This is a genomic window from Cytobacillus kochii, from assembly GCF_020171845.1.
GTDB classification, from domain to species: domain Bacteria; phylum Bacillota; class Bacilli; order Bacillales; family Cytobacillaceae; genus Cytobacillus; species Cytobacillus kochii.
In genome coordinates this window covers 1-14,924 of sequence record NZ_JAIVAM010000025.1, presented here as the reverse complement: position 1 = coordinate 14,924, position 14,924 = coordinate 1, and the positions used below count along the sequence as shown (strand labels likewise).

Genomic DNA, 14,924 nt, shown 5'->3' with positions numbered 1-14,924 from the left:
TAATGGGTGCTTTATGTTTGGAAATTGGAATGCTCACGAATTTTTTAATAACCATCAGTTTATTGAAGTCATTGGCAACATTTACGAAAATCCAGAGTTAATCAACTCTTGAATTATTAAGTTTACTAGAAAAGGAGAATGGGATTATGAAAACAAGTTTTGAGTTTGTTCATAAAGATTCATATAGCACAGCATTGGAAGTTACGAAAAAGTTTATTAATAGGGCGGACACGAGACCCATATTAAATTATGTTCTCCATTCAGCAAATGGAGATATGCTGGCAACAGATTCTCATCATTTGATCCATATTAAAAATATGCATGGATTCGAAAAAGATTATTTGATTAACCCTTATCACTATATGGTAGCTAGAGGCGAATATCCTGATACGGCAAAATTGACCGAAAGAACAGATCGACATAAAAATATGATTAGTTTAAACGAAGACCAAATTAAACTCTGGCTTCAATTATTTAAATCAATTAATCAAACATTAAAGGTCTTGAAAGATAGATACAAAGTTATAACTTTAACTTTCCCGGAATCTTCAGAAGAGGTAATTATTGAAATGAAAAATCATGGAATAAAAATGAATCTGCCTTGCACTCGAAACAGCACCGAACAACATGACCGTATTAGTTTTTGTGCAGAGTATATGCGTGATGCTTTAGAAGCACACTTTAAACTTAATTCTAAAAACTTGAATATGTGGTTTGCTGGAGCATTTAGGCCATTCATTTTAGATGATGATACTCAAGTAAAGACCCTGATTCTACCTGTTAGAAGTTATTAAACAAAAGAGTAATTAAGTAAATTAGGGGGGATGAAAGTGCCTAATAAATATGGTGAAAAGGATTGGCTAGATACTGCTTTACCATTATTAAACAGTTTGGAGATTGTTGATAAAGATGCTGACGGTGAAATACTTTTTTATGCCTTAATAGAAGGAACAGAAGAAAATAAAGAAGTTTTAAGAAAAGCGGGAGTAACAAGTCAAGAAATTATGGATTCAACAGGTGACAGTGGAAAAATAGATTTAACTCATTTTATTTGGAAGTTTGCAAATTGGTTCAATGGTGAAAAGTTTGTTAGAGAAAACCCATTTGATGACATGTAAGAACATATTGTTCTATTAGATGATATACAAAGTAAGCAAAATATTTGCTACAAGGAGGGAGATAGAATTGTTAATTACTGATTTTAAAAAAGGTGAAAAAGTGAAAATAATAAACGTGGATTCTATCAAGCAAGGTAGCTTGCTATGGCAAGATGGGGACATTGTAGAAATTAAAGGTGTAGAGATAGGCGGCGAAGGCTATAACCGCCTTGATGTATGGGATAAAGATAAACGTCTTTCAGAATATATTTATCCTTATGAGTTCGATGGGATCAGTAAATCAAATGCAACAAAATAAGCATTAAGTTTCCTATATTGGAGGGGTAAAAATGGCAGCTAATATATATGAGATTCCAGAAACTGTAGAACAGTTATTTGATGAGGTTGAAAATAATGGCGGTGTTTACTCATATCGAATAATTGATTATACCGATGGAATGAACATGGATAACAACGAATCATTGAGGTATTTTATAGAATGCGTTGGGATTACTTCGGATTTGATAGAGGAGGATTATGGTTCACAGATAACTCTTGTACATCCTAATTACAAGCAGTGTATTGTTATTGACTCAGGCGGACTTGGAGATTTTTATTCACATGGATTTGATTGCAGTACAACAGAAAATTAATAAACTTTTTGATAGATCAGTTGATTAAAAGAAAGGTGGAAATATTAATGGATTTATATAGAGCTAGGTTAAAAACGGCAGGCAAAACACCTGAACAAATCCTTGCTGATTATGAGGGACCGAATCAAATTGGCCCGAAGCCAGATGAAAAAGAAGTAACTTCGTGGATTAAAGTTTATAACAATTTACATGGAATAGAGGTAATTGTTGCGAAAGATTTTGTTGGTGCTGACTATGTTGTGACATCTTGGAAAGACGAAGATGATAACAAGATAATGGAATATTTTTATCTAGCTGAACAAGACCCATTATTCGGCACCTATTTTGAAGAACGTGAAGAATTTTTGAAGGATTGGAAAAGCAATGAATATTGCCCTTCCGCCACAGTTATTTTTGCTAATAATGATGTTGAAATTCTCGAAGAATTGAAGAAAGCAAAGGCAATGAAAGTATTTAGAATGAATGATTATGATTGGGTCTGTGCTGAATCAGAAGAACAAGCTAAGGAATTTTATAAAAATGAATGCGGGTTAGATTATGAAGAAATTAATGAGTACTTTGTCGGTGAAGTTAGTTTGCAGGATGAAATGATGATTGAAGTTGGTGATTTACCAATTGAAGAACAGAAACAAACGCAAAAATTTAAAGAATATGCTGGAACATTGTTCGCTTATAAAACATTTGAATGGGTGATTAAAAACGAAAATATCACGGAACCTTGCATCATCAGTTCGACAGAATATTAAGTGAACAAAAGGTAGGAAGTGTTCACATGACAGGAAATTATAATGTTGAGTTCTACTGTTATGCTGCTGATTATTACTGGATAGTCAAAGAAAAGCTTTCGCTAGATGAAGCAGAAAGTCTTGCTTCAATAAAAAACAAATTAAACAGGATTCATCAAAATGGGTGTTGTCATTTTATAGTTCAAAAAAGGTAGGAGGAGTTAATTTGAAGGAACTCACAACAGAGTCAATTCAATATTTATCACAAAGGTTTGATTTAACAGAAGAAGAAATTTTAGAACGTTCAGATAACCTAATTAAGGTAATTAAAAATGCCTATAATCAAATTAAAAAAGAAGTAATATCAGCTTGGAACAAAGTCAAACCGTACCTGTCATATATCGCTTATTTAGATAGAAAATACAAAAGTGAATTTAACAGTAAATTCTTCAATAAGAAAAAATCACAAAAGAGAAACTGGAAGAAGTGGAAAAAGCGAAGGAGGTAATCCCATTGAATTACACAATAGGCAGCACGCTGGTCCACAAGGGTAATAGATTCACAGTTCAAGATATTACGCGCCTTGACCATATGACTTTCCTCATTTTTGAGGAGCGTCCTGGTCAGGGGGTTAGGGAAGATTTGATTAAGTGGGATGAAATTACGGTTGAATAGGAAGAAAAGGAGAGTGGAGGCATTGCAATACATCCACATATGGCAAGTAAAAGCTACATTGAAAAGTACTAGAACTAATACAACTTATGATGTTGATACGAATGTAGTTACAATTGGAAAATCCTTCTCAGAAGCCGATAAAGCAGGATTAGAACTGGTAAAAAAGATTGTTCAGGACGAAAAAAGTCATTGCGAGTTCGAGGGGTTAGATGAGATTAATTATATCGGTTTAGGCGGTACTTTGATTAATGGTAACTAATTAGAGTTGTTGATCATTTAGTGAAACACAAGATAGAAGGAGTATGCCACAAGTGGCAGAAAAAAGGATGTCCGCGCTTTATCATACGGACATCCGGGCTTTCTTCTTCTCAACTAGTTCTGCATAACGTAAACCTTTTTGAATCAAATCAGCAATTGCAGCTGAACGGTTATCTTTTCTTTTAGTAAAGCGGTAATCTTCAATTGCAGAAAGTAAAACTGGATCTAGAGATATAGTAGTGGTGGGTTTAGAGGAATCTTTTCTTATATGGGCCATTATTGTTTTCTCCTTTATTTTTAAAATCATCGTAATACGTTAATAGCTTATTTTTGAAGAATTAGCAGATCATGAAGTTCGCAATCTAGAATGATGCATAAAGTTTCTAAAGTATCATAAGAAATATTGTTGTTTTGGTTATTGTAGAACTTGTCTAAAGTTCTTCTGCTAATAGTCATTCCTTTATTCTGGATCATTCTATGAAGTTCGGAAACGCTTTTAATTTCTTTTTCAGCCATTAATACGGCTAAACGATTTTTAATCATTTTTTTCACCTTTCCAGTTAAGTGTATATTTTTATCATTATTATACAAAATTTTATCATTTAATGCAACATTTTTATAACTAGTATACGATTAATATATACAATAGGTTTCAAAATTATAACCATTGTAGGAAATTTATTCTTGCTTAATTTACTACAAAGGTGTAAAATATAATTACAATAGTAGTAAGGGAGGTGACGATAAGTGCCTGTCCGAAATAATTTACTTGTTCTGATGGCTAAGAAAAATATTCGCTCATACAGCGAATTATCAAGACTTTCAGAAGTTAGCTATGGCGCCATTAGAAAATTTGCTATTGGCCAAAGTCAAAGGTTCGATGCAGACGTAATGGAAAAGTTGTGCGATGTGTTGGAATGTGACTTGAAAGAATTAATCTATATTGAGAAGAAAGAGGTGATTTCATGAAAACAGAAACGAAGAAGTGCCTCGAATGCAAAACACACAGCGCGATCCACTGGAACCGGTCATTATGTGCCGATTGTCTAGGTAAATTAATTTCTGAAAAAGTAAAGGAGGAAAATGATGGAGTACACAAAGAAAATGCAACTATTTTTACAAGAGAGTTACGCTCTAATTGAAATGGAGTATTATGCATTTGCAGATTCTGTGACTTTAACAGTTAATGAGTTAGACAGGGATGAGGAAAATTCAACTTCAGATAATGAGGTATTAAAAACAATTAGATCTAGCGAAATTTACATTAGTGTGGATGAAACCAAAGAGTTGATTAATTCTTTGAAAAATTTATTACCACTCAAGGAGGAATTGAATGACTAATATAACAGTGATTGAACAAAATGGGCAAAGAGTATTAACCACTAATCAATTGGCAGAGGTTTTTGGAACAGAAGCTAAAATAATTAATCGAAATTTTCAAAGAAATGTTGCTAGATATATTCAAGGTAAGCATGTAATTATTCTATCTGGAGAGGCATTAAGAGAATTTAAAGGGTCACGTCAATTTGACGACAACCTAAAATTCGCATCAATCCTTTATCTTTGGACAGAAAAAGGGGCTTGGTTACATGCAAAATCTATAAACACAGATAAAGCGTGGGATGCTTATGAAAAACTGGTTGATGACTATTATAGAGTGAAAGATTCACAGATTGATATATCTCAATTAAGCCCAGAATTACAAATGTTTAAAGCTACTTTTGATGCTGTTGCAAAGGTTCAACTCGAAGCGGCAGAAACACAAAGAAGATTAGAAACTGTTCAGTCTCAAGTGAATACAATTACCGAAACATTTGCTAAGAGGGATGAAGATTGGAGAAAGTCCATAAACAGCATGCTAAACGCAGCAGCTAGATCAACAGGTGGACAATATAGAGATTATAGGACAAGCAGTTATCGAACACTTGAAGAAAGAGCAAGATGCAATCTGAATATTCGCCTCACTAACCTGAAAGAGCGATTATCAGAAAGTGGAGCAACCAAGACTAAAATTAACCAAACAACAAAGATGGATGTTATTGAATCTGATACAAGGTTAAAAGAAATATATACAACAATTGTTAAAGAGTTTTCCATCGGTGCTTTAAGAGCATAAAAAAATCCATTGCTACCAACAATGGACAAGGGTTACGAACTATTCTATTAAACATTATGTTCCTTGTGTATATTATATACCCATTATTTGAGAATGTACACAGGGAACTGTTGTTCGAGGAAGGTGCTACATGCAAAAAAACTATTACGCAATTATCCCAGCAAATGTACGATATGACAATGACCTGCCTCCTAATGCAAAACTATTATACGGAGAGATAACTGCCCTCTGTAACGAAAAAGGATATTGTTGGGCAGGTAATGTATACTTTGCCGAATTATATAAAGTTACTAATCGGACTATCAGCGGTTGGATCAACTCGCTTGAAGAAAAAGGATATATAAAAAGAACGATTATTAGAAATAAGAATACTAATCAAGTTGAGAAGAGAATTATTGAACTAGACTATGGAAAAAATCTTCATGACCCTATAGAAGATAATTTCCTACCCTCCGGAAAAAATCTTCATGAGGGTACGGAAGAAAAGTTCCGAAAGAATAATACAGTTATTAATAATACAAATAATAATACAAAAGAATATATACCTTTTGTCGAGATAGTAACCTATCTCAACGACGCAGCTTCTTCAAACTATCGTTCTTCTACTAAAAAAACGAAGGACCTAATCAAAGCTCGTTACAATGAAGGGTTCACTGTAGAGGACTTTAAAAAGGTTATAGATATAAAGACAGCGGAATGGCTTAATGACAACAACATGAATAAATTCTTAAGGCCAGAAACGCTATTCGGCACAAAGTTCGAAAGCTACCTTAACCAAAAAGGAGGCAAAGCAAATGGAACGGATCCAAATGCCTCAAAGATTGCAGAAGAATATAACATTCCTTTCTGAAGAGTGTCATAAGCACACTTACAGAAAAGGTGGACAAGACGTAATTAACCCAGTTACTAAAATGAAAATAAACGGTAAAGTGGTTTGTCCTAGATGTGAAGTAGAAAGAGAGAATGAACTGATCCAGAAAGCTGAACAGGAGAAATATGAGCGACATTTAGAAGAACTTAAAAATCGTAATAAATCTCCTCGTATCTTTCATGATAAAAGCATTATAACTGACATGACCATAACAAGAGCTACTTTTGATAACTATCTCGCTGATTGTCGAGAAGAAAGTATTAACAAAGAAAGTATGTTAGAGGTTTTGAGAAGGTATACAGATGGAGAAGTATTCAACGTGATCTTGCAGGGGAATCCAGGAGCAGGAAAAAGTCATCTGGCTTATGCATTAATGAAAAGTATTAACGAAACAGGCGAATACTCATGTTTGTATATAAGTGTAGATGAGATGCTTAGCAGAATTAGAGATTCATTTAGTAATAGAGAAAGTATATATACTCAATCATACTTAGTTGATCTGATGTCTAATGTTGACTTCCTTGTACTTGATGATCTGGGAGCTGAAACAGGAGCTATAGATACTGACAAAACGGCTACAGATTTCACTCATAAGGTTTTATATTCAGTAACTTCTAAAAGGCAGGATAAGGCAACTGTGTTAACCACAAACCTATCAAGTACGCAGCTATTTAAATTATATGACAAGAAATTAGTGAGTAGACTCATGAAAAATCCTAAATACATCGTTTTTAAAGAAGCCAAAGATAAACGAATGGCAAATATCCCATTTTAAGGAGCGGAAATATTATGTGCGGATGTACTAAAAAATACAAAGAAGTTTTCCCAGGAGCGTGGCAATCCATTCCGTGTGGTTGCCCTCCTGACCCAGCTCGTCAAAAACAATTGGAAAAATGGTATAAGGAGTGGACGTACATTGCCGAATGCAGTAGAGCAACATCGGAAAGCGGTAAGGCAAATTAATAAAATGCACCTTAGGGAATCTAGAAATGTTATATATATAAGTTTTGAGGATTTACCGGATACAGAGATATTCTGGAGCGAAAAAGAAGTTGCTACATTTGATCATTATTGGAAATTGAATATCACCATAGAAGGAATAGCGAAAATGATGAGACGTTCAGAGTCATCAGTAATGTTGCTAGGGTTGGATAGGATGATTAGAGGTAAAGTGCCAGCAAGAGATTGGAATATATGGTGAGGTGAAAATATGGAGGACATTGTTAAAGCGCTGAAATCTGTTCGTGATGTATATGTGAGTTTTCCTAAAAGGTTGAAATTAGCAGAAGAAGAACTTAGTAAAATCAACCAAGAAATACAAGATATACTCCATGTTCTTGAACTGGCTAAATTCAATGCAAGTGAGGGGTACAAATACGCTAGGGATATAAAGGAGCTTCGTTTAGAAAGACGAAAACTTAAAGATGAAATTGAACTTCTTGAGAAAATTCAAGAGTTCACTGCTTACCCAAAGGCTTCTGAAAAAGTCATTAATAAGACAATCGGTGAAATAAATAAAGTGCAAACGAAGCTTAATAACCGTTTCTATACAATGAGAGTCCGAAAAGACTTACAGGAGATGATTAAATGACGAACATTAATTATGAAGATGTACCAAATACAATAAATGATCTAAATGCTGCTTGTGATGATGTAGAGTGTGAGGTTGCAAGTCTGCAAGAAAAAAATGAAAAAATAAGTAAATATAATGCCGAAATAGAGGAGCAACTTCATGAGATGGTTGTTCACTGCAGAATGCTTGAATCACAAAATGAAAAGTTAAAAGAAGAGAATGAAACTCATATCAAACAAAAAAATGAGATTGGTATTGAGAATATGTATCTAAGGAATCTTTTGAAAAGATGGGCTTAGAATTTAACCCTTACCCAAAAAGTAAACAGTTATCGGGCCATCAGAAACAAGTTGATAAGCCAAAATATAAAGAAAAGAGACCGAAGAAGAAAAAGAATCCTCAGCTATATAGAGGGAGAATCATACCAACTAAAAAAGAACGGACCAAGATCACCAAAGAAAATTATAACCGGATGTTAGAAGAGTTCGGAGAGTATTGTATGATGTGTGGTCATACACCAATATTCGCACATCATCTCTACTTTCGCAGTTCAATAGGGACTGGTGGATGGAGGAATTTAGCTCCATTATGTCAGAAGTGCCATGACAGAGCACATAAGGAATTTGATTTCGCTGAGTATTTAAGGGAAGAGCGCGCTGAAAGGTTTGGTTATCATTTCGGAAAGGATAAATATTCTTTGTTTAAAGAAGGATTAATTCCTACTCCAACTGATGAAGCATATGAAAGGTTCATGAAAAAGGAGGAAGAAAAATACTCATGAAAAAAATATATATTCAAGAAACGACCGAAAAAACAATCGATAATGAAAAATTACAGGTTGTTGAGGTCCATCTGAGCAAACCATCTGACGTATCTTATTTAGTCTTTATATAAAATTAAGCATATAAATACCCATTATCCATTGTAGTCAATTAAGTTTTGGTAAACAAGAGAACGCATGTTTCAAAAGTAAATGTCCTGGAGGAATGAAAATGAACGTTATTACATTAACCGGTAATTCAGTTAAAGATATAGATCTAAAGTACACTCCCAATGGGAAGGCCGTGGGAAACGGAACAATTGCAGTAAGAAGAGATTTTAAAAACCAGAACGGTGAATATGAGACAGACTTTATAAATTTCGTCGCATTAGGTGGTGCGGCAGAAGTAATGGCTAATCATATTAGCAAGGGAGATAAGTTCGGTATTACAGGAAGGCTTCAGATCAGAAGGTGGGAAAAAGACGGAAAAACAAACTATTTTACAGAGGTTATTGTAAATAGCTTTGACTTCCCATCCAAAAACACTAAAGGACAGAATCAGCAGCAAAGGCAAACAAACAATAACTCATATGATAATTACGGTTCTATAGACATAAGTGATGACTCATTACCTTTCTAAGTGAGAAGGAGGACAAATAATGCGGATAAGATGGAATGATGAATTAATTAAATCTGAACTTAAAAAATGCATTAGTTACTTGCAAATTGATAGAATGCCGACTGCATCAGAGCTTATTACGCTTGGTAGAAATGATTTACATTGTAAAATTTCCAAAACAAAAAAATATAGTGGTTGGGCAAAGGAAATCGGACTCGAAATGAAAAGCAGTGAAACAACAAAAGGAAATACGTATGAGTTTTACATTTTGGAAAAGATTAAAGAAATTTCTTCCGGGTTTTCTGTTAAGAAAATGTCCACAAAACATCCTTATGATTTACTTGTGAATGACTGTGTGAAGGTAGATGTTAAGGTATGTAAAGCACATAACCATTTTGGGTCAAGAGCTCATACATTCGGAATTAATAAAAAATACGCAACCTGTGATATTTATGTGTGTATCGCATTAGATGAACATGATATTGTCGAAAACTACTTTATTATACCTGCAGCGAGATTACAGTTAACAACTTTGAATATTGGGACTGATAGCAAATACAACATGTATAAAAATCGATGGGATATTCTTTGCAATTTTGTTCGCTATTATGAAAAGGCGTTAGTCATATAGGGAGGTCTTAATATGTTCGAATATTACATGACACCAGAACAATTTAAGCAATGGAAATTAGAAGGTAAGTCGGATCTAGAGATTATGGACCATCTAGGATATAACAATCCTATTGGTCTGAACGAATGGAAAAAGAAAAATAACTTAACAGGACTAAGAGCAGCTACAAAAGCAGAAGTCATTTATAGAAAGCATAAAAAGGAAATAATAAGCTTTTTTGAAAAGGGTTATAGCAACAAAATAGTTGCTGAAAGTTTTGGTGTTAGTGAATTTAAAATCCATGAAATTAAGAAGAAGCTTTTTGCGAATAAAGAATTGGATCCGAGTCGTTTTGTGAATTATGAGTATAGAAAATACTTAAAGATTGCTCAATTGAACGGTATAAACAAAAATACTTTTCACGCTCGTATAGGTAGAGGGTGGAATTTCGAGAAAGCTTCAACTAGACCACCAGATACAAAGTTTAGAAGAAAAGATTTGAAACGAGAAGGTGCCTAGATGTATTTCGAGGATGCGAGCAGAAAACAGCTACTGCAAATATGCCTTGATGAAAATTGCCCTGTTAATTATAAATACGAAGCAGCTCGAGAACTCCAAATGAGACAGTGGCATGACGAATATTTAACGCAGTTAGTTCAACTATGGGGGAAAGGGAAATCCTCTTTTGAAATAGCTGTTGAACTCGGGATTGATCGGAGCACTGTTAAATACAGATTAATGAAACATGGATTATACAAAACAAGAGTAAATCAGAAAGAGGGAGCATGAAATGAAACTAAATGACTATCAACTTATTTCAAAAAGAACAATGCCGTCAGTATACGACGAGAGAGCGAAAACAAATTATGCAATGGGCTTATGTGGTGAAGCTGGGGAAGTCACAGACTTAATCAAAAAAGAATTATTCCATGGGCACGAAGAAGACAGAGAAAAAATCAAAAAAGAGCTAGGTGATGTATTACATTATTTAGCTGGTGTAGCTGATATGTATGGTTGGACACTGGAGCAGGTTGCTACTGCTAACATTGAAAAACTTATGAAGCGTTTCCCGAATGGATTCAACAAAGTGGATAGCATTAAAAGAGTGGATGTAGGTAGTAACTAATGACGAAGGACGAGCTAGTATTTTTATTAGAAGTGATATCAAATTATAGTTTTGAATATTTGCAGACGCTAGATCAAGAGCAATTGCAAAAGATATACGAGGATAAGCGATGAGATATATAGGAATAGACCCTTCGACCAAAACAGGATTTGTTATTTTGAATAAAAAAGGTGAAGTTTTATTAAATAAAGAAGTGAAATCGGTAATCGAAACAGATCCACAACGTTTTATAAATATCGCTCTTACAATAACTTCGGAACTTAAGAAAGACGACATTATCTGTATAGAAGGATTCTCGTACGGGTCTAAAGGAAGAGGGGTATCTACCCAATACGGCATTGGATGGATGATTAGAGCAGAAATAATAAAACAAGGTTACAAATATCATGATATTTCTCCTTCGGCACTTAAGAAATTTGCTACAGGTAAAGGTAATGTGAGTAAAGATGGTATGGTATTACCTATTTATAAACATTGGGGCTTTGAAAATGACTCTGACAATGTCCGGGACGCTTTTGTCCTTGCGAAAATAGCCCAAGGTTTGAAAGGAATAAGTCCATTAACTAAATACCAATCTGAGGTGTTAGACAAAATAGGGGGTTGAAAATTTGCAGGCAACTCCAAAAAGGTCAATCGAATTATCTGAAATTATTATGGAAATGCGTAATACAAAAACACGATTGAATGGAGCTATAAGAGAGCTTCACAAACAGGCAAAAGCGAAGGCTGAGACAGAACGGAAATACAAGATTGCCTTAAGGGTGGAAATACTCAAATTAAAAGAAGCGGGATATGCTGCGACTCTTATTAACGATCTTGCAAAGGGTAAAGAAGAAATTGCTGCATTAAGATTCGAGAGAGACATAGCAAAGGGGCTGTATGACAGTGCAAGGGAAAGCATGCAGTCCTTACGAGTGGAAGCATCTATGCTCCAAACAATAAGCAAATACCAGGATGAATTATAAGGGGGCCTTTTAATGACAACTGCAACTAAACTTAAGAAAGCAACCTTTAAACATATAGAATCAGAGCTTTATAGTTATAAAGATACTCTTAAGGAAATAGAACAATTAAGAAAAGATATCATGTTTTGTAACGAAAATGATGATGAAAACATTGGTGGAGGCAGAAATATTATTCCATCTTCACCGACTGAACGAATTGCTACAAGGCTAATGACTCATAAACGCTTAAATCAGTTAGAAGAAGTAGCATCAGCTATTCAAAAGGTTTATACCGGTATTCCAGAAGATTATCAGAAATTGGTTAGATTAAGGTACTGGACAAAACCCCAAACCTTAACATGGGAGGGGATTGCTGGTAAACTATTTATAACAAGTAGAACAGCTCAGAGGTGGAGAGATGAAATTATTTATTCCATTGCAGAAACAATTGGTTGGAGGTAATCAATGAATGATCTAAAGTTAGACAATAAAGCAGATTATATTAAGGTGTATGCGGATTGGCATAACAGCGGAATACCCGGAAGAACTTTTTATGAAAAAGCCTTATATGAAGTTAATAAGGGTTACGCCGAGATTATTGCTCCTGATGCGATTAAATTAACTGTTAAATTACCACCTTTAAAAGAGAGGGTCTTAAAAAGAGATAATAATATATGCCAATATTGTGGTGGACATGGAGATACAATTGACCATTTAATTCCGCAATCACAATATAAGATTTTTACAACAGAAGAAATGACGGTATGTGCTTGTAAACGGTGTAACCAATTAAAAGCAAACAAACCTATGCACGTTTTTATAAAAGAGTTAATGAAAGAAGAATTAATCAAATATATTAATGAGAAGTTATAGAATGTCACTTCTATGTCACTTTTGGGCATGAAAAATAAGGTAATATAGTATTATGAAATAGTTAAACATCTAGCGGAAACTAGATGAAAACAAGCTAACTTCTTTCAATTTTACATCGTATACATTACTACTTGGCAATTAGAGAATATTTAAAAGGATGTTGCATTATCACGAGTGCAATATCCTTTTTCTTTTTGTGATTGAAACGAACGTATGTTTTTTAATGAGGTGCCGGAATAGGTAGACGGACAATCTAGCCATAGAGACAATACTGGATGAAGCAAAGGAGCAGTCGATGCTAGTCCTTCTTCATCATGTGAGGTGCAAATCCTTACCCTCATTTATGCCCTAATACCTGACTAGGGCACTACAAATACATGGCAGGCTTAAAATGAGCACTCACTTACCTAAAGGACAATAAGTAATGTCCACTGAGCCTTAACAGGGGTAAGTGTTAAGGAAGTGCTTATAAAGAATCCTATCTTGTCGGATTGCTAAATCTGGTCGCTAAACAGCGTTCCTAAGAAGGTGGAGCAAGATAGGGTATTTTATTGTTCTTTGTAAACTGAATCCAAGTAACGACGCAGCCTAAAATAATATAGGCTCTCAACCTTTCGACTTGGATTCAGTTTAGAAAAAATAACCACTCTAATTTCACGATCTGTAATATAATATATTAAAGGTGGTGAAGTTATGGACTTGTCACGATTTGAAGCGAAAGAAAGAGGATTTACGGATTCCGAAATAGATGCAATAGAAAAAAACTTCTTCATGAGTTTAAGTGCTAGTGATTGGGAACATATTTTGGTATTGAGTGAAGAAGAATTAGAGGATGACATGGAGGGCGAAGAACAGTTTCTGCAACTACCAACAGGCAGGTGCGTTTTCTTCGAGGATGAATTATTACATAAAAATCGTTTAAGTCAAATGGATTAATAATATCTTATCAAGGCATCCGAATAACGGGTGTCTTTTTATTATGTCTAAAGTGTGGTGAATAACGTGACGGTTCTTGAAAAATTTATAACGGAATGTTTCCAATTAGGAACGAAAATGATTAATAAAGAACATTTAACTGATGAGGAGAAAGACTTCTTGGCTATTCTAGATCACTTCGAAAACCAGATAGGGGAGACTAAAGAAAAACACTAGAGAGGTGAGATGATGAAATACATAAACATCATATTCCTGTCGTTCATCATAGCTTTATTTAACATACAACCAGGAATAGAGAATGACCCAATAAGAACAAGAGATTGGAAGTACATGTGTTAGATAGGGAGGATATAGTTATGGGGTACTTAGCAGATGGGAAGCCAATAGCTTTCTTTATACGATTGTCCGATGATGACTTAATAAAAGCTCAAAGACTCCTTTACATTATCAAAAGAACAAACAATAAACGGATAAAGAAAAAGTTAGCTAAAAGAATAGATAATATGGTGAAGGTAGAGTAATGATTGAATATAAGACCAGAGAACAAAAGCGAAAGTTCTATGATGGTGGAGAATGGAAAGCACTAAGAGAAGATGCGAAGCGCAGAGACAACTATGAATGCCAAGAGTGTAAGCGCCAAGGTAAAGTAACTATAGATATGAATGAATATAGTGAGCGAGCTAAGCGTAAGAAGATAGCGCTTGTTGTCCATCACATCAAAGAGATTGAACGTCATCCAGAGCTTGCACTAGAGTTAGATAATCTTGAGACAGTGTGTGTTGATTGCCATAACAAAGAACATGGTAGATTGTTTGATAAGAAACCGAATAAATGGGAAAGCGATGAAAGGTGGTAATCAAATGATATGGTCTATCCTTTCAGCTATTTTACTTATAGCTTCAGCTGTTTTGTTTTATAAAACATATAGATAGCACCCCCCGGTCAAAAACTTTTGCTTTTATTAGCCATTGGGGCACCGGGGAGGGGGGTCAACTCTCTGAAAATATTTAAAAAATAAGTCCTTCACATTAGGGGCGGTGGGGGGAGGGGTAGTATGGATTTTGATAAATTAAAAAAACAGTTATTAG

General features: G+C 34.5%; 32 protein-coding genes. 30 read left to right on the top strand and 2 right to left on the bottom strand.

Translation table 11 applies throughout. From position 1 onward, the window contains the following. Positions 1-13 precede the first annotated feature (13 nt). The 9 genes from LCM23_RS26290 (at position 14) to LCM23_RS25255 (ending at position 3,409) form a co-directional block, all read left to right on the top strand. Entirely contained in the window at positions 14-112 is a 99-nt protein-coding gene (locus LCM23_RS26290) for a YopX family protein (RefSeq protein ID WP_224939294.1), read from the top strand. A gap of 34 nt (positions 113-146) precedes the next feature. Continuing rightward, entirely contained in the window at positions 147-794 is a 648-nt protein-coding gene (locus tag LCM23_RS25290; protein WP_224939292.1) for a hypothetical protein, read from the top strand. Positions 795-830: 36 nt separating this feature from the next. Continuing rightward, positions 831-1,118, top strand: a complete 288-nt coding sequence (locus tag LCM23_RS25285; protein WP_224939291.1) for a hypothetical protein — start codon at positions 831-833, stop codon at positions 1,116-1,118. Positions 1,119-1,185: 67 nt separating this feature from the next. After that, a complete protein-coding gene (locus LCM23_RS25280) occupies positions 1,186-1,416 on the top strand; it encodes a hypothetical protein (protein ID WP_224939290.1) in 231 nt (76 codons plus the stop codon). Positions 1,417-1,447: 31 nt separating this feature from the next. After that, positions 1,448-1,750 carry a hypothetical protein gene (locus LCM23_RS25275; RefSeq protein ID WP_224939288.1) on the top strand — a complete coding sequence of 101 codons (303 nt, stop codon included), beginning with the start codon at positions 1,448-1,450 and terminating at the stop codon, positions 1,748-1,750. 443 nt (positions 1,751-2,193) lie between these two features. Further along, entirely contained in the window at positions 2,194-2,496 is a 303-nt protein-coding gene (locus LCM23_RS25270) for a hypothetical protein (RefSeq protein WP_224939293.1), read from the top strand. A 205-nt stretch (positions 2,497-2,701) separates the two neighbouring features. Then, positions 2,702-2,983 carry a hypothetical protein gene (locus tag LCM23_RS25265; RefSeq protein ID WP_224939287.1) on the top strand — a complete coding sequence of 94 codons (282 nt, stop codon included), beginning with the start codon at positions 2,702-2,704 and terminating at the stop codon, positions 2,981-2,983. Between the two features lie 5 nt (positions 2,984-2,988). Further along, positions 2,989-3,150 carry a hypothetical protein gene (locus LCM23_RS25260; RefSeq protein ID WP_224939286.1) on the top strand — a complete coding sequence of 54 codons (162 nt, stop codon included), beginning with the start codon at positions 2,989-2,991 and terminating at the stop codon, positions 3,148-3,150. 22 nt (positions 3,151-3,172) lie between these two features. Beyond that, positions 3,173-3,409 (top strand): hypothetical protein, encoded by a 237-nt coding sequence (locus tag LCM23_RS25255; protein WP_224939285.1) that lies wholly within the window; start codon positions 3,173-3,175, stop codon positions 3,407-3,409. An 81-nt stretch (positions 3,410-3,490) separates the two neighbouring features. Here LCM23_RS25255 and LCM23_RS25250 read toward each other — a convergent pair whose 3' ends face one another. Beyond that, on the bottom strand, positions 3,491-3,685 hold the full coding sequence (locus LCM23_RS25250) for a hypothetical protein (protein WP_224939283.1): 195 nt from the start codon (positions 3,683-3,685) through the stop codon (positions 3,491-3,493). Between the two features lie 47 nt (positions 3,686-3,732). Beyond that, entirely contained in the window at positions 3,733-3,951 is a 219-nt protein-coding gene (locus tag LCM23_RS25245; protein ID WP_224939282.1) for a helix-turn-helix domain-containing protein, read from the bottom strand. Positions 3,952-4,155: 204 nt separating this feature from the next. Here LCM23_RS25245 and LCM23_RS25240 point away from each other — a divergent pair, with 204 nt between their 5' ends. The 21 genes from LCM23_RS25240 to LCM23_RS25140 all read left to right on the top strand — a co-directional run bounded on the left by LCM23_RS25240 (position 4,156) and on the right by LCM23_RS25140 (position 14,692). Next, positions 4,156-4,377 (top strand): helix-turn-helix domain-containing protein, encoded by a 222-nt coding sequence (locus LCM23_RS25240; RefSeq protein WP_224939281.1) that lies wholly within the window; start codon positions 4,156-4,158, stop codon positions 4,375-4,377. Positions 4,378-4,494: 117 nt separating this feature from the next. Next, positions 4,495-4,749 (top strand): hypothetical protein, encoded by a 255-nt coding sequence (locus tag LCM23_RS25235; protein ID WP_224939280.1) that lies wholly within the window; start codon positions 4,495-4,497, stop codon positions 4,747-4,749. Continuing rightward, positions 4,742-5,524 carry an ORF6N domain-containing protein gene (locus LCM23_RS25230; RefSeq protein WP_224939279.1) on the top strand — a complete coding sequence of 261 codons (783 nt, stop codon included), beginning with the start codon at positions 4,742-4,744 and terminating at the stop codon, positions 5,522-5,524. Before LCM23_RS25235 ends, LCM23_RS25230 begins: the two co-directional genes overlap by 8 nt. 130 nt (positions 5,525-5,654) lie before the next feature. After that, complete coding sequence (locus LCM23_RS25225; protein WP_224939278.1) at positions 5,655-6,374, top strand: conserved phage C-terminal domain-containing protein; 720 nt, start codon at positions 5,655-5,657, stop codon at positions 6,372-6,374. Beyond that, positions 6,319-7,170: an ATP-binding protein gene (locus LCM23_RS25220; RefSeq protein ID WP_224939277.1), complete on the top strand. Its 852-nt coding sequence runs from the start codon at positions 6,319-6,321 to the stop codon at positions 7,168-7,170. Before LCM23_RS25225 ends, LCM23_RS25220 begins: the two co-directional genes overlap by 56 nt. A 141-nt stretch (positions 7,171-7,311) precedes the next feature. Next, positions 7,312-7,596: a hypothetical protein gene (locus LCM23_RS25215; RefSeq protein ID WP_224939276.1), complete on the top strand. Its 285-nt coding sequence runs from the start codon at positions 7,312-7,314 to the stop codon at positions 7,594-7,596. 9 nt (positions 7,597-7,605) lie between these two features. Next, positions 7,606-7,986 (top strand): hypothetical protein, encoded by a 381-nt coding sequence (locus LCM23_RS25210; protein WP_224939275.1) that lies wholly within the window; start codon positions 7,606-7,608, stop codon positions 7,984-7,986. Next, entirely contained in the window at positions 7,983-8,267 is a 285-nt protein-coding gene (locus LCM23_RS25205) for a hypothetical protein (protein ID WP_224939274.1), read from the top strand. Before LCM23_RS25210 ends, LCM23_RS25205 begins: the two co-directional genes overlap by 4 nt. Next, positions 8,258-8,749 carry an HNH endonuclease gene (locus LCM23_RS25200; protein WP_224939273.1) on the top strand — a complete coding sequence of 164 codons (492 nt, stop codon included), beginning with the start codon at positions 8,258-8,260 and terminating at the stop codon, positions 8,747-8,749. Before LCM23_RS25205 ends, LCM23_RS25200 begins: the two co-directional genes overlap by 10 nt. A gap of 211 nt (positions 8,750-8,960) precedes the next feature. Further along, positions 8,961-9,368: a single-stranded DNA-binding protein gene (locus LCM23_RS25195; protein WP_263624449.1), complete on the top strand. Its 408-nt coding sequence runs from the start codon at positions 8,961-8,963 to the stop codon at positions 9,366-9,368. A gap of 19 nt (positions 9,369-9,387) precedes the next feature. Beyond that, entirely contained in the window at positions 9,388-9,978 is a 591-nt protein-coding gene (locus tag LCM23_RS25190) for a hypothetical protein (RefSeq protein ID WP_224939271.1), read from the top strand. A 12-nt stretch (positions 9,979-9,990) separates the two neighbouring features. Then, the gene (locus LCM23_RS25185) at positions 9,991-10,476 is read left to right on the top strand and encodes a hypothetical protein (RefSeq protein WP_224939270.1); all 486 of its coding nucleotides are present in this window, start codon (positions 9,991-9,993) and stop codon (positions 10,474-10,476) included. After that, a complete protein-coding gene (locus LCM23_RS25180) occupies positions 10,477-10,746 on the top strand; it encodes a helix-turn-helix transcriptional regulator (protein WP_224939269.1) in 270 nt (89 codons plus the stop codon). Position 10,747: 1 nt separating this feature from the next. After that, a complete protein-coding gene (locus LCM23_RS25175; protein WP_224939268.1) occupies positions 10,748-11,083 on the top strand; it encodes a nucleoside triphosphate pyrophosphohydrolase family protein in 336 nt (111 codons plus the stop codon). Between the two features lie 109 nt (positions 11,084-11,192). Further along, on the top strand, positions 11,193-11,687 hold the full coding sequence (locus tag LCM23_RS25170; RefSeq protein ID WP_224939267.1) for a hypothetical protein: 495 nt from the start codon (positions 11,193-11,195) through the stop codon (positions 11,685-11,687). A 4-nt stretch (positions 11,688-11,691) separates the two neighbouring features. Next, complete coding sequence (locus tag LCM23_RS25165; RefSeq protein WP_224939266.1) at positions 11,692-12,048, top strand: hypothetical protein; 357 nt, start codon at positions 11,692-11,694, stop codon at positions 12,046-12,048. Positions 12,049-12,060: 12 nt separating this feature from the next. Continuing rightward, on the top strand, positions 12,061-12,489 hold the full coding sequence (locus tag LCM23_RS25160; protein WP_224939265.1) for a transcriptional regulator: 429 nt from the start codon (positions 12,061-12,063) through the stop codon (positions 12,487-12,489). A 3-nt stretch (positions 12,490-12,492) separates the two neighbouring features. Continuing rightward, positions 12,493-12,900, top strand: coding sequence for an HNH endonuclease (locus LCM23_RS25155; RefSeq protein ID WP_224939264.1), 408 nt, complete (start codon positions 12,493-12,495; stop codon positions 12,898-12,900). Between the two features lie 693 nt (positions 12,901-13,593). Then, positions 13,594-13,836 carry a hypothetical protein gene (locus LCM23_RS25150; RefSeq protein WP_224939263.1) on the top strand — a complete coding sequence of 81 codons (243 nt, stop codon included), beginning with the start codon at positions 13,594-13,596 and terminating at the stop codon, positions 13,834-13,836. A gap of 356 nt (positions 13,837-14,192) precedes the next feature. Further along, positions 14,193-14,357, top strand: coding sequence for a hypothetical protein (locus tag LCM23_RS25145; RefSeq protein WP_224939262.1), 165 nt, complete (start codon positions 14,193-14,195; stop codon positions 14,355-14,357). After that, positions 14,357-14,692 carry an HNH endonuclease gene (locus LCM23_RS25140; RefSeq protein ID WP_224939261.1) on the top strand — a complete coding sequence of 112 codons (336 nt, stop codon included), beginning with the start codon at positions 14,357-14,359 and terminating at the stop codon, positions 14,690-14,692. Before LCM23_RS25145 ends, LCM23_RS25140 begins: the two co-directional genes overlap by 1 nt. Positions 14,693-14,924: the final 232 nt, after the last annotated feature.

Coding starts and splice junctions, on each gene's coding strand:
- LCM23_RS26290 (WP_224939294.1), top strand. CDS start 14: ATGTTTGGAAATTGGAATGCTCACGAATTTTTTAATAACCATCAGTTT.
- LCM23_RS25290 (WP_224939292.1), top strand. CDS start 147: ATGAAAACAAGTTTTGAGTTTGTTCATAAAGATTCATATAGCACAGCA.
- LCM23_RS25275 (WP_224939288.1), top strand. CDS start 1,448: ATGGCAGCTAATATATATGAGATTCCAGAAACTGTAGAACAGTTATTT.
- LCM23_RS25270 (WP_224939293.1), top strand. CDS start 2,194: ATGAAAGTATTTAGAATGAATGATTATGATTGGGTCTGTGCTGAATCA.
- LCM23_RS25250 (WP_224939283.1), bottom strand. CDS start 3,685: ATGGCCCATATAAGAAAAGATTCCTCTAAACCCACCACTACTATATCT.
- LCM23_RS25245 (WP_224939282.1), bottom strand. CDS start 3,951: ATGATTAAAAATCGTTTAGCCGTATTAATGGCTGAAAAAGAAATTAAA.
- LCM23_RS25235 (WP_224939280.1), top strand. CDS start 4,495: ATGGAGTACACAAAGAAAATGCAACTATTTTTACAAGAGAGTTACGCT.
- LCM23_RS25230 (WP_224939279.1), top strand. CDS start 4,742: ATGACTAATATAACAGTGATTGAACAAAATGGGCAAAGAGTATTAACC.
- LCM23_RS25225 (WP_224939278.1), top strand. CDS start 5,655: ATGCAAAAAAACTATTACGCAATTATCCCAGCAAATGTACGATATGAC.
- LCM23_RS25220 (WP_224939277.1), top strand. CDS start 6,319: ATGGAACGGATCCAAATGCCTCAAAGATTGCAGAAGAATATAACATTC.
- LCM23_RS25210 (WP_224939275.1), top strand. CDS start 7,606: ATGGAGGACATTGTTAAAGCGCTGAAATCTGTTCGTGATGTATATGTG.
- LCM23_RS25205 (WP_224939274.1), top strand. CDS start 7,983: ATGACGAACATTAATTATGAAGATGTACCAAATACAATAAATGATCTA.
- LCM23_RS25200 (WP_224939273.1), top strand. CDS start 8,258: ATGGGCTTAGAATTTAACCCTTACCCAAAAAGTAAACAGTTATCGGGC.
- LCM23_RS25195 (WP_263624449.1), top strand. CDS start 8,961: ATGAACGTTATTACATTAACCGGTAATTCAGTTAAAGATATAGATCTA.
- LCM23_RS25190 (WP_224939271.1), top strand. CDS start 9,388: ATGCGGATAAGATGGAATGATGAATTAATTAAATCTGAACTTAAAAAA.
- LCM23_RS25185 (WP_224939270.1), top strand. CDS start 9,991: ATGTTCGAATATTACATGACACCAGAACAATTTAAGCAATGGAAATTA.
- LCM23_RS25180 (WP_224939269.1), top strand. CDS start 10,477: ATGTATTTCGAGGATGCGAGCAGAAAACAGCTACTGCAAATATGCCTT.
- LCM23_RS25175 (WP_224939268.1), top strand. CDS start 10,748: ATGAAACTAAATGACTATCAACTTATTTCAAAAAGAACAATGCCGTCA.
- LCM23_RS25170 (WP_224939267.1), top strand. CDS start 11,193: ATGAGATATATAGGAATAGACCCTTCGACCAAAACAGGATTTGTTATT.
- LCM23_RS25160 (WP_224939265.1), top strand. CDS start 12,061: ATGACAACTGCAACTAAACTTAAGAAAGCAACCTTTAAACATATAGAA.
- LCM23_RS25155 (WP_224939264.1), top strand. CDS start 12,493: ATGAATGATCTAAAGTTAGACAATAAAGCAGATTATATTAAGGTGTAT.
- LCM23_RS25150 (WP_224939263.1), top strand. CDS start 13,594: ATGGACTTGTCACGATTTGAAGCGAAAGAAAGAGGATTTACGGATTCC.
- LCM23_RS25145 (WP_224939262.1), top strand. CDS start 14,193: ATGGGGTACTTAGCAGATGGGAAGCCAATAGCTTTCTTTATACGATTG.
- LCM23_RS25140 (WP_224939261.1), top strand. CDS start 14,357: ATGATTGAATATAAGACCAGAGAACAAAAGCGAAAGTTCTATGATGGT.